This window comes from Variovorax paradoxus, from assembly GCF_029919115.1.
GTDB lineage: Bacteria > Pseudomonadota > Gammaproteobacteria > Burkholderiales > Burkholderiaceae_C > Variovorax > Variovorax paradoxus_O.
In genome coordinates, this window is record NZ_CP123990.1 from 1,862,705 (window position 1) to 1,876,332 (window position 13,628).

Genomic DNA, 13,628 nt, shown 5'->3' on the forward strand with positions numbered 1-13,628 from the left:
GGGTCTCTACACATGTCGGCAGCACTCTTGCAGGCTTTCTCGATGGTCTTCGAGCCCTACACCATCCTTGTGATGGTGCTGGCCTCGCTCTACGGCCTCTTCGTTGGCGCGGTACCGGGGTTGTCGGCCACCATGGCGGTTGCGCTGCTGGTGCCGGTCACTTTCTTCATGCAGCCCATTCCCGCCATTGCGGCCATGGTGACGGCCACCGCAATGGCTATTTTTTCGGGCGACATTCCGGGCTGCCTGCTTCGCATTCCGGGTACGCCTGCATCGGCCGCCTATACCGACGAGGCCTTTGCCATGACGCGCAAGGGCATGGCGGAAACGGCGCTGGGTGCGGGGCTGGTGTTCTCTGCCGTCGGCGGTCTTTTCGGCACGGTGGTGCTCATCGTGGCGGCGCCGGCGCTGGCCGACTTTGCGCTCAACTTCAGCTCGTTCGAGTATTTCTGGCTCGTGCTGCTGGGCCTTACGTGCGCGGTGTTCATTACCTCCGACCGGCCGCTCAAGGGCATGGTCACGCTCTTGCTGGGCTTGCTGGTGGCCTGCGTGGGCCTCGGCAACCCGGCGGGTTTTCCGCGCTTCACTTTCGGCAACGCCGAGATGACCGGCGGCATCGGCATGATCCCGATGATGATCGGCATGTTCGCCATCTCGGAGGTGATCCGCTTCGCGGTCGACACGCTGCCGCCGGGCGAGATCGTGGTCGAGAAAGTGGGCCGCGTGCTTTCGGGCCAATGGGCGCTGGCCAAGAAGTACCCGGTGCAGATATTGCGCGGCAGCGTGCTGGGCACGGCGGTGGGGGCATTGCCCGGGGCGGGCGCCGACATTGCGGCATGGATGTCTTACGCCATGAGCAAGAAGTTCTCGAAGGAGCCCGAGAAGTTTGGCACCGGCCATGTCGAAGGCATTGTCGAATCGGGCTCGGCCAACAACAGCGCACTGGCCGGCGCGTGGATTCCGGCGCTGGTGTTCGGCATTCCGGGCGACTCGATCACCGCCATCGTGATCGGCGTGCTCTACATGAAGAACCTCAACCCGGGGCCGACGCTGTTCACCACGAACCCGCAGAACATCTATGCGGTGTTCATGCTGTTCATCATTGCCAACATCATCATGATTCCGCTCGGCATCCTGTGCATCAAGGTGGCCAAGCGCATCTTGCGGGTGCCGCGCAACGTGCTGATGCCGCTCATCCTGCTGTTCTGCATCGTCGGTGCATTTGCCATCAACAACTCGCTGTTCGACGTGGGCGTGATGCTCGCGGCCGGCATCGTGGCCTACCTGCTCGAGGAAAACGGTTTTCCAATTGCGCCCGCCATCCTTGGCGTGGTGCTCGGCGGCATGCTCGAAGAGAACTTCATCACATCGATGATCAAGTCCGACGGCAACCTGGCGGGCTTTGTGTCTCGGCCGATTGCCGCCTCGCTGGCCGCGGTGGTTGTGCTGATTTGGGTCGTGCCCTTGCTCAAGAAGCTGTGGACCAAGGGCCGGCGAACGGCTCCGTCTACTGCAGCTTGAGCGACCAGGTTTCGCCCACGAGCTGCTGGCCGAAGCCTTCGTAGGGCTCGGCCTTGTCCAGCTTGAAGCCCCGCTTGGCATAGATGGCGCGGGCGGCCTCGAGGCAGCTGTTGGTCCAGAGAACCATCTTCTTGTAGCCCTTGGCGCGTGCGAAGGCAATGCATTCGTCGGTCAGGCGCCCGCCCAGGCCCAGGCCGCGGGCCGAGGGGGCCAGCAGAAGCAGCCGCAGCTGGGCGGTAGTGGACGATTTGCGCACCACGAAGATCGCGCCCACCCGCTCGCCGTCGAGCTCCGCAATCCAGCATTTCTCCCACTCTGGCTGAAACTTGCGGACGAACTCGGCCACGATTTCTGCAACCAGTGCCTCGAACTCGCTGTTCCAGCCGTATTCGCGCGCATACAGCTCGCCGTGTTGCTGCACCACCCAGCCCAGGTCGCCGGGCAGCGGGTCGCGCAGCACGATGGTGCGGGTGCGTGCCACCGGGGCGGCGGCCGCATCGAGCAGGCGCTCGATGCGCGCCATGGCATCGACCACCTGCTGGCGGTCGTGCGGCGGCAGCGGTGAGAGAAGGGCGGCTGCCTCGTCACGCGATTTTTGTTGCAACGGCGCAAATGCGGCGTGGCCTGCTTCAGTAAGGCGCAGCACGCTTTGCCGCGCGTCACGGGCATGGGGCTCGCGCGTGAGCCAGCCAGCGGCTTCGAAGCGGCGCAGGATGCGGCTCATGTAGCCGGCGTCCAGCCGCAAATCTCGTCCGATTTCGCTCGCCACGGGTACTTCGCGGTGAGCCAGTTCGTAAAGCACGCGCACATCCGTGAGCGACATGTCGCTGCCAAGGTACGGATCGAGCACGCCGATCCGGCTTGTGTAGAAGCGGTTGAACTGCCGGATTGCCTTGACGGCGGCGGCGTCGGGAGTGGCGAGGGTGTTTGGCATACTTGCCATTGTCATATTTATAGTTGACTATGGCAACCAATTAAAGGCCTTGCTGACTCCGCGCCAACCCATCCGGACGCGACAGAAGTGATGGAAAACCCTAAAATGGTGGGTTGCCCACTGCCGCGCCGAGCCCGCCAAGCCGCGCTGCCCAATTCCCACTGATGAACGCCCCCGTCGACGTCTCCTTTTTTGCGCGCGCCGCCAAGCCGCTGACGAGCTACCGCAAGTACTGGGCAGCCCGTTTCGGCACGGCCAAGTTCTTGCCGACCACACGCAAGGAAATGGATGCGCTCGGCTGGGACAGCTGCGACATCATCGTGGTGACGGGCGACGCTTATGTCGACCATCCGAGCTTCGGCATGGCCGTGATCGGCCGCATGCTCGAGGCGCAGGGCTTTCGCGTGGGCATCATCGCGCAGCCCGACTGGCAGAGCGCCGAGCCCTTCAAGGCGCTGGGCAAGCCGAACCTGTTCTTCGGCGTGACTGCCGGCAACATGGATTCGATGATCAACCGCTACACGGCGGACCGCAAGATTCGCAGCGACGACGCCTACACCCCCGGCGATGTCGGCGGCGCGCGGCCCGACCGCGCGGCCATCGTGTATTCGCAGCGCTGCAAGGAAGCGTGGAACGACGTGCCCATCATCCTGGGCGGCATCGAAGGCTCGCTCCGGCGCATTGCGCACTACGACTACTGGCAGGACAAGGTTCGCCGCTCGATCGTGGTCGATTCGAAGTGCGACCTGCTGCTGTACGGCAATGCCGAGCGCGCCATTGTCGAAATTGCGCACCGGCTGGCCGCCCGCGAACCGGTGCATGAGATTACAGACGTGCGCGGCACTGCATTCGTGCGGCGCGACACGCCTGAAGAGTGGTTCGAGATCAACTCCACCAGCGTGGACGAACCGGGCCGCGTCGAGGCGCACGTCAACCCGTATCTCATGGTGTCGGAGCAGGCCAAGGCCAATGGCGCCACCTGCGCCAAGGAAGACGAGGCCCAGGCTGTGGCGCAAGCTGCTGAAGCAGGCGCCGCGGCCAATCCGGTGAACCCGGCCATCAAGCCGCTCACCTTCGTGCCGAACCCCGCGCTCCAGCAGCGCGCCAAGATCAAGGTGCCTCCGCGCGACCGCAGCGTGATTCGCCTGCCTTCGTACGAGCAGGTGCGCGCCGACCCGGTGCTCTATGCCCACGCCAACCGCGTGCTGCACCTCGAAACCAACCCCGGCAACGCCCGCGCACTGGTGCAGGCGCACGGCGAAGGCGCCACGGCGCGTGACGTGTGGATCAACCCGCCGCCCATTCCGCTCACCACGGCCGAGATGGACCACGTGTTCGACCTGCCGTATGCACGCAGCCCGCATCCGCGCTACGCCGACGAAAACGGCAGCCACGACGGCGCGACCAAGATCCCCGCGTGGGAAATGATCCGCTTCAGCGTGAACATCATGCGCGGCTGTTTTGGCGGCTGCACCTTCTGCTCCATTACCGAGCATGAGGGCCGCATCATCCAGAGCCGCTCCGAAGAATCGATCATCAAGGAGGTCGAGGCCATTCGCGACAGCGTGAGCGGCTTTACCGGCACCATCTCCGACCTGGGCGGCCCCACGGCCAACATGTACCGGCTCGGCTGCAAGAGCCCCGAGATCGAAGCCGCCTGCCGCAAGCCCAGTTGCGTGTATCCGGGCATCTGCCAGAACCTGGGCACCAACCACGATCCGCTCATCAAGATCTACCGCCGTGCGCGTGCGCTCAAGGGCATCAAGAAGATTCTGATCGGCTCGGGCCTGCGCTACGACCTGGCCGTGCAGTCGCCCGAGTACGTGAAGGAACTGGTGCAGCACCACGTCGGCGGCTACCTGAAGATTGCGCCAGAGCACACCGAGCAGGGCCCGCTCACCAAGATGATGAAGCCCGGCATCGGCAGCTACGACAAGTTCAAGCAGATGTTCGAGAAGTTCTCGGCCGAGGCGGGCAAGAAGCAGTACCTCATTCCGTACTTCATTGCCGCGCACCCGGGCACCAGCGACGAGGACATGATGAACCTCGCGATCTGGCTCAAGAAGAACGGTTTCCGCGCCGACCAGGTGCAAACGTTCTACCCGAGCCCAATGGCCACGGCCACGACGATGTACCACACCAACAAGAACCCGCTGCGCAAGATCACGCGCGACAGCGAGACGGTGGACATCGTGCGCGGCGACAAGCGCCGCCGCCTGCACAAGGCCTTTTTGCGCTACCACGACGCCAACAATTGGCCGCTGCTGCGCGAGGCGCTGAAGAGCATGGGCCGCGCCGACCTCATCGGCAACGGCAAGCACCACCTCATTCCAACGTGGCAGCCGCTCACCGACGGCGGCTACACGAGCGCGCGGCGCAAGAACTCGACCAGCGCGCCGGTTGCCCCGGCAAAGGCGAAGGATGCCAAGGCATCTGCGCCGGTCAGGCTGGCGCCGGTCAAGCCATCGAAGGGCCGCATGCTCACGCAGCACACCGGCCTGCCTCCGCGGGACAACGGTTCAGCGCCGGCGCGCAAGGCTGCCGCCGGCCCGGTGCGCGGCAGCATCCGCAAGCCGCGCTGAGCTTCAGTTCCCGAGCACGCCTGCGGGCACCAGCTTGCCGACCCAGGCGGCCACAGCGGCGATATTCAGTAGCACGGTGGCCCAGTAGCCTGCCATGAAACTCACCTTGCGCGACTTGTGGCGGAAGAGCCGCTGCGCGCACCACGCGCCCGGCCATCCTCCCGCCAGAGACAGCAGGTGTAGCGTGCTCTCCGCGGTGCGCCAACGGCCGGCTTGGGCGGCGCTCTTGTCGAAACCGTAGACAGCGAAGGTCAGAAGGCTGACCAGCAGCAGCACGCCCAAGGCAAGCGGAGGCAGGCGCGCGGTCCATACGCCGTAGCCGAGCACGGCCGCATAACCCAGGAGCAGCAGGCTCATGGGCAGCATCGACGATGAAGAGGAGGGCGCCGCCCCGCTGCGTCGTCGCGAAGCGGCTGCGGCGCGGCCCGCATTCGGCGATGCGGGAGCTTGGCGCTTCACGGTTTGCAGACTGAAAGAGAAGGATGCATGGCGGGATTCTCGCCGCCCGTTGTATCGTGTGGCCCCATGAGTACTTTGTTCTCTCCGCTGGTTTCGTGGTTGCGCGCCCTGGCGGGGGCTGTTCTGCTCGCGGCTTCGTCGTACGCGGCGGCAGCGCCGTCCGAATCTCCTTCTGCGCCGGCCCCCGCTTCGGCGGAGGCGCTGCGTACGACGCATCAGCGCATGAAGGCCAAGCTCGAGCGCAGCGGCTTCGGGCGCCCAGTTCGGCTTGATTCACTTGAAACGCCCGGCGGGCTGCAGGGCGATATCTACGCGGTGGTGGACCACCCGCTGCCGGAGATCAGCGCCGCGCTCAAGGAGTCGTCCCAGTGGTGCGAACTGCTGAAGCTCCATGTGAACAATCGCCGATGCCGCGCAGGCGCCACGCCGCAGGGCCAGGACATGCTCACGCTCTTCGTCGTACGGCGCTACGACAAGCCAGTGGAGCAGGCGTTTCAGTTGCCATTCATCTATCGGGTGGCCAACGCGACGCCGGATTACCTGTCGGTCGAGATGAACGCGGCGAGCGGACCGCTGGGCACGAGCAACTACCGAGTCACGCTCGAAGCGGTGGCGCTCGACGAGAAAAAGAGCTTCCTGCATTTTGGCTACAGCTACGACCACAACATGATGGTTCGCATGGCCACCCAGGCGTACCTGGCCACCTTCGGCCGCAACAAGGTGGGCTTTACCGTGGTGGGCAAGGAGGCCGACGGGCAGCCCGAGTACATTCGCGGCGCGCGCGGTCTGGTGGAGCGCAATGCGATGCGCTACTTTCTGACGCTCGACACTTATCTCTCTTCGGAAGCCGGCGCGCCGGCCGAGCGGCGGGAGCGCTCCTGGTTTGCCGCGGCCGAGCAATATCCGCGGCAGCTGCACGAGATCGAACTCGAAACCTATCTCGCGATCAAGCGCGAGGACCGCGAACGCGACGGCACCAAACGCTGAACCGGCGCCAAGAAAAAAGCGCGGCCACCGCAGCCTTTCGACTGCAATTTCACGGACTTGTCATCTGCCTCGGCGGTAATCGCCGGGGCCTGCGCCTTTGCGCCGGCGCATCACAAGGACAAGCAATGCGGAAGACGAGAGGATCGAGGATGGGCTGGCTGGCGCTCGCAAGTGCCGGCGTGCTGTTGAGCGCCTGCGGCGGCAGCGGCGATGGCGGCGGCACTGGCGCATGGGCGTTTCCGCCGGCATCCGGCGGAGGCGGAGGCAGTGGCGGTGGCACGACCAATCCGCCGGTCGCCCAATCGAAGACCGGCACCTTCCTTGACGCGGCAGTAGAGGGCCTCGACTACGTTGCCGGCAACTCGGCCAAGACCTCCACCAACGCCAGTGGCGAGTTCACCTGCAAAGACGGAGAGATCGTTGTGTTCAGCCTCGGCGCGCTCGCGCTCGGCAGTGCAGCCTGCGGCGACGCGATCACCCCGTTGAGTCTGGCCGGCGGCACCGATGTGAAGGCCGACGCAGTGGTCAACCGCTTGCTCGCGCTGCAGAGCTTCGACGAAGACCGCGATCCCTCGAACGGCATTCACCTGAGCCCGGCGCTCAAGGCCGCACTGACGGCCGGTGCGCTCGACTTTGGCGCCGCGGCCGATGCCTTCAACACCGCCCTCAACGTGGTGCTCGCAGGGCTGCCGGCTCCCTACAATGCCCGCATGGTCGATTCGAGCCGCCGCACGCTGGCGCGTGAACACTTCGAGAACACGCTGGCCTCGCGCCTTGCCGAGCCGGTGACCGAAGCCTCGACGCAGACCAACGCGCTCGGCACCATCGGCATCGACGTGACCCGCTACCAGATGCAGGCCGATGCCAGCTTCAACGTGCCTTACGAGGGCGAGAACGAGAAGACCAAGGCCGACTTTCCAGCGGGCTTCCTGCCGGCCTACGGCTCGGGGTTGGCGTTCAAGGGCAAGGCCGACGACGGCACGCTCGAGTTCTATGCCATTACCGACCGCGGCCCCAATGGCGACGGCCCGACCGCGCCCGTGCCCGGCGGCGGCGGCGCCACCAGCATCAGCAAGGTGTTTCCCGCGCCGTCGTTTGCGCCGAGCTTCGGCATCGTTCGCATCGGCAAGACGGGCGCGGTGCTCTCGTCCAGCCTGCCGCTCAAGCTCGACGCCGGCAAGAAGATCACCGGCCTGCCGCCCCAATCGGGGGTGGGTTCGACGGGCGAAACGCCGCTGACCGATCGCTACGTGTTCGATGCCGCCAAGGCGAACTACGACGCCAACGGCCTCGACCCCGAGACGCTGGTGCTCGACAAGGCGCGCAACGTGCTGTGGACCAGCGACGAGTACGGCCCATTCATCGCACGCATCAACATTGCGACCGGCGTGATCGAGAAGAAATACGCCCCCGGCAGCGGCGCCGCCGACCTGCCGCCGGTGCTTGCGCAGCGCCGTGCCAACCGCGGCATGGAGGGGCTGACGCTCGACGCGGCCAGCGGCAAGCTGCATGGCTTCCTGCAGAGCCCGATCGATCCGAAGGACGGCGCGGGCAAGTCGATCCAGGCCACGCCGCCGGGCGGCAGCAAGACCGATGTGCGCCACATTGCGAAGTTCACGCGTTGGCTCGCGTTCGATCCGGCCACCGAGACGTCCAAGCTCTATGCCTACCCGATCGACGGCAGCCAGTACGACAAGAACCGCACCGGCAACGCCAAGCTCGGCGACGTGGTGAGCCTGGGCAACGGCCGCTTCATCGTGATCGAGCAGGGGGCGCGCAAGAGCGACGGCAAGGTGTTCAACAAGCTGATGCTTGTCGAGCTGCCGGCCAATGCGACCGACATTGCAGCCTTCGACCACAACCTGGAAATCAGCAGCATCACGCAGGCACCTTCGGGAGCAGCTGACTACTCTGCGGTGGTAGCGATGCGCAAAACCGAACTGCTCGATCTCAACGCACTGGGCTGGCTGGCCGAAAAGGCCGAGGGCCTGACCGTGGTGGACGACCAGACGCTGGCGCTGGTGAACGACAACGACTTCGGCCTGAGCACGATCCTGCTCGATGCCGACGGCAAGACTGTTGCAGGCAGCGTCGAGGACTGCACGGTGGATGCGGCCGGCGCAATCATTGCCAAGTGCCCGCCGGGCGTGACGGGCGCGCGCATCACGCGCGGCAGCGACCTGGAACGGCCGGTGCGCATCTGGCTCATCAAGCTCGATCGCAAGCTGAGCGAACTGCGCCTTTGATCAGTCGGCCAGCGTGAGCAGCGGCACGTCGCGCTCGCGTGCCATGGCTTCGAGCTGCGCACGTGTGCGGGTGCCAATCCACGCGGCAATGCCCTCGTGCGTGGCCGCGGCAAACATGTCGCGCGAAGCCACGCCTGCCGCTTCGCAGAGGCGTTCTGCAAAGTGCGGCTCCAGCGCGGCAACGGCCACGCGCCCATCCGCACAGGGGTAGACGCGGTAGCCCGCGTGCGCGCCGCCCACGGCGCCCTCGGGCCGCGTCAGGCCCCAGGTGCGCGGCAGCGCCAGCCAATCGGCCGATGCATTGAGCGCCACTTCGAGGTACACGCCGTTCGGCTTGGCAGCGGAGCGCGCATGCAAGGTGGCCTGCAGCACCGCCTCGCTTGCGAGCAGGGCGCCGCCCATGTCGGCATAGAGCGTCGGCGGCAGTTCGGTGCCGGTGACCAGCCCGCTTTCCGCAACGTAGGTGAGGTCGTGTCCCGGCTCCTCGGCACGCTCGCCAGGCGCGCCGACGATGGCGACCTGCGACAGGGACGGATGGCGCGCCTGGAGCGATGCCCAGTCGAGCTTCAGCTTGACGAGCGCCGAAGGCCGGAAAGAGGTCAGCAGCACGTCCGTTTGCGCGAGCTCGGCATGCAGCAATTGCTGCCCGGCTTCGGTCTTCAGGTCGGCCGTGCGAACCTCGATGCCTTCGTGCAGCGCGGCGTACGCGGCCTTGTTGTAGAGCGCCATCGGGTCGCGGGCCGGCGGCTCGAACTTCAGGCAGGTGGCACCCATGCCGCGGCAGCGCAGCAGCGCCGCCGGGCCCGGCAGGTTGAGCGCAAGGCTCAGCACACGAACGCCGGCAAGCGATTGGAAAGACGAGGCAGCGGGGCTTTGCATGGTCATGTATCCAGTGAACAGGGCTGGGGCCATTTTTACCCACGCGGAGCCAGATTTCGCAAGCCACGGCGTCCACCCCAGGCGTAGCATGTGCCGTGGCGGCGCCGCGCTTTGCCACTCAGTTGCAATGTTCAAGGAGATTCATCATGTTTGAAGCTTCCCTCATGAGCGGCCAGCGCATTCTCGTGACTGGCGGCGGCACCGGCCTTGGCCGCGCGATGGCCGAGCGCTTTCTGGGCCTGGGGGCCGACATCGCAATCTGCGGACGCCGCCAGTCGGTCTGCGAAGAAACTGCGGCCGAGTGGCGCCAGCAGTTTCCGGGGCGCCGAATCGACACCTTCGGCGTGGACATCCGCATTGCGCAGAACGTAGACGAGATGGTCGAGAGCCTGTTCCAGAGCGGCGGCCTCACGGGGCTCGTCAACAACGCGGCGGGCAACTTCGTGGCCCCGACCGAAAGCCTCTCGCCGCGCGCTTTCGACGCCATTGCGAACATCGTCTTCCACGGCAGCTTCTACGTCACGCAGGCCGTGGGCAAGCGCTGGGTGGCCGAAGCCAAGGCCGGCAAATGGAAGGAGGGCGATGCGCTGCGCAGCGTGATGAGCATCATCGTGACCTGGGTGGACAACGGCAGCCCCTACGTGGTGCCCTCGGCCATGAGCAAGGCCGGCATCGAAGTCATGACCAAGTCGCTGGCGGTCGAATGGGCGCGCCACGGCATTCGGCTGAACGCCGTCGGGCCGGGCGAAATTCCGACCGAGGGCATGAGCAAGCGCCTGAACCCCGGCGAGGAGCCCGGCGCCCGCAGCAAGAAGAGCAACCCCATGGCGCGCACCGGCCGCATGAGCGAGCTGCAGAACCTGGCCGCTTTTCTCATGGCGCCGGGCCAGTGCGACTGGCTCACCGGCCAGAGCATCATGATGGACGGCGGCAACGCGTTGGCCACGGGCGGCAACTTCTACGAGCTGCGCCAATGGAGCGACGACGACTGGCAGGCCGCGCGCGAGCGCATCGAGGCGCAGAACCAGAAGGACAAGGCTCAGCGTTGACGCCCCGCTTGCAGGCAGCAGATGGATCGCGCGCTATCGTTGCGCCATATCAACCAGGAACAGAAGCAGATGCAACTTGTCGGCATGCTCGATTCGCCCTATGTCCGCCGCGTGGCCGTCTCGCTCCGGCTGCTCGGGCTTTCGTTCGAACACCGGTCGATCTCGGTCTTCAGCACCTTCCAGCAGTTCCGGGAGATCAATCCCGTGGTCAAGGCACCGACACTGGTGTGCGACGACGGCACGCTGCTGATGGATTCCACGTTGATCATCGACTACGCCGAAACGCTCGCCGGCCGCAGCCTCATGCCGTCCGGACTTGCAGAACGGCAGCATGCGCTGAAGGTGCTCGGGCTTGCGCTGGCCGCGTGCGAGAAGTCGGTGCAGATCGTTTATGAGCGCAAGCTGCGCCCACCCGAAAAGCAGCATGCGCCATGGGTCGACAGGGTGCGAGGCCAGCTCGGTGCGGCCTATGCGGGGCTCCAGGCCGAGGTGCGGAAGCTGCCTGTGCCGAGCACCGAAGGCACCATCGGGCAGGCCGCGCTGACAAGCGCCGTGGCATGGAGCTTCACCCAGCTGGTGCTTCCGGACCTGATTGCGCCGGCCGATTACCCCTCGCTCGCAGCCTTTGCGGCCGACGTGGAAAAGCTGCCGGCGTTCGTGGCTCTTCCGCAGGTCTGAATCACTTCGCGGCGATGTCGGCCCCGCGCTCGGCCAGCAGGCCGCGCAGCAGCGAGCGATGGCAGCGCGACTCGTCTTCGCAATAGCAGCCGACGGAAAATGCCGCGGTGTGCGAGAGCGCCGCGAGCAGGTCGAGGCTGCGGCTCGCGTCGGCCTCGGCCATCTCGGACTTGTACTTGCGCATGAAGGCGTTCCATTGCGCGGGCGTTTCCGCCTCCTGGCCCAGCTTCATGGTCTCGGCCGAGGGCGCAAGGTTCGGGTACCAGACGTCGTACCAATCCTGCGAGGCGAACTCAGTCTTCGGAACGCCGCGCGGCGGGCGGCGCACGGTGCCGATGCGCAGGCCCTCGCCACTGGCGCGCGGTGTGCCGAGGCGAACGATGCGAATGCTCATGCAGGGTCTCCTTCTCTTTTTTCTGAACTGCTTCAGGTGCCGACAATACCGCCGTCGCGCCTGCGAATGGCCAGCGTGGCCGAGCGTGGGCGTGCGCTGCCCGGCTCGGTGCCGTCGGGCCAGGCGCTGGTCGGCGCTCCGCTGCCGTCGTCGCGCGATTCACCTGGATGCTGGATGTTGACGAACAGCGTGCGCCGGTCGGGCGTGACCACGCAGCCGGTAACTTCGCTGCCGTTCGGCGCCGTGAGAAAACGCTTGATGCGGCCCGTTGCCGGATCGGCGCACAGCATCTGGTTGTTGCCGAGGGAAGCGTAAGGCGGCTTGCCGATGACCTGTCCGCTCATGTCGGTCTGGATCCAGAGCAGGCCGCCGCTGTCGAAGTGCAAGCCGTCGGGGCTGCCGAAGATGTCCGCCTCGCCGGACGGGTAGCGCGCGCCGCTGCCGGTTTGTGCGGGGTCGCCCGCGAGCGCGAAATGATCCCAGCCGAAGCCTTCGCTGCCTGCGTCGCCGCCGTCCTCGCGCCACCGCAGGATGCCGCCGAAGAGATTGCCGATGCGCGGATTGGCTGCGTCCGGCGCGGGCTTGCCAGGCTCGCCGCGCTGGCTGTTGTTGGTGAGCGTGACATACACCTCGCCGGTTTGCGGATGCACGGCAATCCACTCGGGGCGGTCCATGCGGGTGCCGCCTGCCACATCGCCCGCCAGCCTGGCGTGAACCAGCACCTCGGCCTGGTCGGCAAAGCCGCTTTCCGCGTTGATGCCGTTGCGCCCGTGGGCGAGCTCCAGCCACCGGCCGCGGCCGCCGGCGTCGAATCGCGCGACGTAGAGCGTGCCTTCGTCGAGCAGGCCTCCATTGGCGGCACTGCCGCCGTCAGGCGAAACCTTTCCGTCGCTCACGAACTTGTAGATGTATTCGAACCTGGCGTCGTCGCCCATGTAGACCACGAGGCGTTGGTCCTTGGCGAGCGTGCAGGTGGCGCTCTCCTGGCGCTTGCGGCCGAGCGCCGTGCGCTTGACGGGTTTGGCTGCGGGGTCGAAGGGATCGATTTCAACCACCCAGCCGAAACGGTTTGCCTCGTTCGGATGCCGGCTCAGGTCGAAGCGCTCGTCGAAGCGCCAGTATTCCACCCATTGCGAGCCGGGCACGGTGCCGTAGCGGCGCTGCGCGGGAGTCAAGTCCTTGGCCGCTTCCTTCGGGCCGCCGAAGTAGCCGTGGAAGTTTTCTTCGCAGGTCAGGTAGGTACCCCACGGCGTGACCCCCATTGCGCAATTGGCGAAGGTGCCGAACACCTCGTCGCCCGCCGGATTGGCCTGCGTGCGCATCAGCGGGGTGCCGGCTGCGGGGCCCGCAATGCGCATGGGCGTGTTGCCGTGCACGCGCCGGGCGTAAGGCGATGGGCGCACTTGCCGCCAGCCTTCGCGCGTGCGCTGGATTTCGATGACCGAAACACCCATGGCATGCAGCGACTTGCGAACCTTCTCTGCGGTCCATTCCTTGATGCCGTCTGCGTGGAGCAGCTGCTCGTCGGTGTATTCGTGGTTCATCACGAGCAGCGCGCGGTCTGGTGTGGCCAGCGGAAAGAAGTGCATTCCGTCGTGGTGCATGCCCGCCTGCAGCGCCTGGTCGGCCGCGCTGTGCGAGCCGTCGGCCGCAAAGGCCGGCATCGGCTGGCCCTTGACACCGGCCGGCGTGCCCCAGGGATAAAGCAGCTGCCATTCGTATTCCGGCGGCACTACGACGGCGTCGCGCAGTGAAGCCGGTACAGCGGCAAAGCCGAGCATGGCCGGCATTTCCCGGCTGGAGGACGCGTTGGCGCCGCTTCGGTGGAGCAGCGCCACCACGGCGGCGGCACCCGATTGCAGGAAGATCCGGCGATCCAGAGACATGAGTCGTAGAGCA

Annotated in this window: 12 protein-coding genes; 7 read left to right on the forward strand and 5 right to left on the reverse strand. The window is 66.1% G+C overall.

The window, feature by feature from the left end:
- The first annotated feature begins 12 nt into the window (after positions 1 to 12).
- Positions 13 to 1,521 carry a tripartite tricarboxylate transporter permease gene (locus QHG62_RS09155; protein WP_281150574.1) on the forward strand — a complete coding sequence of 503 codons (1,509 nt, stop codon included), beginning with the start codon at positions 13 to 15 and terminating at the stop codon, positions 1,519 to 1,521.
- Here QHG62_RS09155 and QHG62_RS09160 read toward each other — a convergent pair.
- Positions 1,508 to 2,464 (reverse strand): bifunctional helix-turn-helix transcriptional regulator/GNAT family N-acetyltransferase, encoded by a 957-nt coding sequence (locus QHG62_RS09160; protein ID WP_432445592.1) that lies wholly within the window; start codon positions 2,462 to 2,464, stop codon positions 1,508 to 1,510. The two genes, QHG62_RS09155 and QHG62_RS09160, sit on opposite strands and share 14 nt — an antisense overlap.
- A 155-nt stretch (positions 2,465 to 2,619) precedes the next feature.
- Between QHG62_RS09160 and QHG62_RS09165 the strand changes: the two genes are divergently transcribed.
- Positions 2,620 to 5,037: a YgiQ family radical SAM protein gene (locus tag QHG62_RS09165; protein ID WP_281150576.1), complete on the forward strand. Its 2,418-nt coding sequence runs from the start codon at positions 2,620 to 2,622 to the stop codon at positions 5,035 to 5,037.
- A gap of 3 nt (positions 5,038 to 5,040) precedes the next feature.
- Here the strand turns inward: QHG62_RS09165 and QHG62_RS09170 are convergent, their stop codons facing one another.
- Positions 5,041 to 5,394 (reverse strand): DUF1294 domain-containing protein, encoded by a 354-nt coding sequence (locus QHG62_RS09170; protein WP_281150577.1) that lies wholly within the window; start codon positions 5,392 to 5,394, stop codon positions 5,041 to 5,043.
- Between QHG62_RS09170 and QHG62_RS09175 the strand changes: the two genes are divergently transcribed.
- The 3 genes from QHG62_RS09175 to QHG62_RS09185 all read left to right on the forward strand — a co-directional run bounded on the left by QHG62_RS09175 (position 5,393) and on the right by QHG62_RS09185 (position 8,729).
- On the forward strand, positions 5,393 to 5,566 hold the full coding sequence (locus QHG62_RS09175; RefSeq protein ID WP_281150578.1) for a hypothetical protein: 174 nt from the start codon (positions 5,393 to 5,395) through the stop codon (positions 5,564 to 5,566). The genes QHG62_RS09170 and QHG62_RS09175 overlap by 2 nt on opposite strands.
- On the forward strand, positions 5,563 to 6,483 hold the full coding sequence (locus QHG62_RS09180) for a hypothetical protein (RefSeq protein ID WP_281150579.1): 921 nt from the start codon (positions 5,563 to 5,565) through the stop codon (positions 6,481 to 6,483). Before QHG62_RS09175 ends, QHG62_RS09180 begins: the two co-directional genes overlap by 4 nt.
- A gap of 125 nt (positions 6,484 to 6,608) precedes the next feature.
- The gene (locus tag QHG62_RS09185) at positions 6,609 to 8,729 is read left to right on the forward strand and encodes an esterase-like activity of phytase family protein (RefSeq protein WP_281150580.1); all 2,121 of its coding nucleotides are present in this window, start codon (positions 6,609 to 6,611) and stop codon (positions 8,727 to 8,729) included.
- Here the strand turns inward: QHG62_RS09185 and QHG62_RS09190 are convergent, their stop codons facing one another.
- On the reverse strand, positions 8,730 to 9,608 hold the full coding sequence (locus QHG62_RS09190; protein WP_281150581.1) for a CoA transferase: 879 nt from the start codon (positions 9,606 to 9,608) through the stop codon (positions 8,730 to 8,732).
- A gap of 146 nt (positions 9,609 to 9,754) precedes the next feature.
- Between QHG62_RS09190 and QHG62_RS09195 the strand changes: the two genes are divergently transcribed.
- Together QHG62_RS09195 and QHG62_RS09200 are read left to right on the forward strand one after the other, a co-directional pair.
- Positions 9,755 to 10,657 (forward strand): SDR family oxidoreductase, encoded by a 903-nt coding sequence (locus QHG62_RS09195; RefSeq protein WP_281150582.1) that lies wholly within the window; start codon positions 9,755 to 9,757, stop codon positions 10,655 to 10,657.
- A 69-nt stretch (positions 10,658 to 10,726) separates the two neighbouring features.
- The gene (locus QHG62_RS09200) at positions 10,727 to 11,335 is read left to right on the forward strand and encodes a glutathione S-transferase (protein WP_281150583.1); all 609 of its coding nucleotides are present in this window, start codon (positions 10,727 to 10,729) and stop codon (positions 11,333 to 11,335) included.
- 1 nt (position 11,336) lies between these two features.
- Here the strand turns inward: QHG62_RS09200 and QHG62_RS09205 are convergent, their stop codons facing one another.
- Both QHG62_RS09205 and QHG62_RS09210 read right to left on the reverse strand, forming a co-directional pair.
- A complete protein-coding gene (locus QHG62_RS09205; protein ID WP_281150584.1) occupies positions 11,337 to 11,729 on the reverse strand; it encodes a DUF488 domain-containing protein in 393 nt (130 codons plus the stop codon).
- 32 nt (positions 11,730 to 11,761) lie between these two features.
- The gene (locus QHG62_RS09210) at positions 11,762 to 13,615 is read right to left on the reverse strand and encodes a PhoX family protein (protein ID WP_281150585.1); all 1,854 of its coding nucleotides are present in this window, start codon (positions 13,613 to 13,615) and stop codon (positions 11,762 to 11,764) included.
- Positions 13,616 to 13,628 lie beyond the last annotated feature (13 nt).

What these genes read in the sequence shown, in the direction of transcription:
- QHG62_RS09155 (WP_281150574.1), top strand. Translation starts at nt 13, where the DNA reads ATGTCGGCAGCACTCTTGCAGGCTTTCTCGATGGTCTTCGAGCCCTAC.
- QHG62_RS09160 (WP_432445592.1), bottom strand. Translation starts at nt 2,464, where the DNA reads ATGGCAAGTATGCCAAACACCCTCGCCACTCCCGACGCCGCCGCCGTC.
- QHG62_RS09165 (WP_281150576.1), top strand. Translation starts at nt 2,620, where the DNA reads ATGAACGCCCCCGTCGACGTCTCCTTTTTTGCGCGCGCCGCCAAGCCG.
- QHG62_RS09175 (WP_281150578.1), top strand. Translation starts at nt 5,393, where the DNA reads ATGGGCAGCATCGACGATGAAGAGGAGGGCGCCGCCCCGCTGCGTCGT.
- QHG62_RS09170 (WP_281150577.1), bottom strand. Translation starts at nt 5,394, where the DNA reads ATGAGCCTGCTGCTCCTGGGTTATGCGGCCGTGCTCGGCTACGGCGTA.
- QHG62_RS09180 (WP_281150579.1), top strand. Translation starts at nt 5,563, where the DNA reads ATGAGTACTTTGTTCTCTCCGCTGGTTTCGTGGTTGCGCGCCCTGGCG.
- QHG62_RS09185 (WP_281150580.1), top strand. Translation starts at nt 6,609, where the DNA reads ATGCGGAAGACGAGAGGATCGAGGATGGGCTGGCTGGCGCTCGCAAGT.
- QHG62_RS09190 (WP_281150581.1), bottom strand. Translation starts at nt 9,608, where the DNA reads ATGCAAAGCCCCGCTGCCTCGTCTTTCCAATCGCTTGCCGGCGTTCGT.
- QHG62_RS09195 (WP_281150582.1), top strand. Translation starts at nt 9,755, where the DNA reads ATGTTTGAAGCTTCCCTCATGAGCGGCCAGCGCATTCTCGTGACTGGC.
- QHG62_RS09200 (WP_281150583.1), top strand. Translation starts at nt 10,727, where the DNA reads ATGCAACTTGTCGGCATGCTCGATTCGCCCTATGTCCGCCGCGTGGCC.
- QHG62_RS09205 (WP_281150584.1), bottom strand. Translation starts at nt 11,729, where the DNA reads ATGAGCATTCGCATCGTTCGCCTCGGCACACCGCGCGCCAGTGGCGAG.
- QHG62_RS09210 (WP_281150585.1), bottom strand. Translation starts at nt 13,615, where the DNA reads ATGTCTCTGGATCGCCGGATCTTCCTGCAATCGGGTGCCGCCGCCGTG.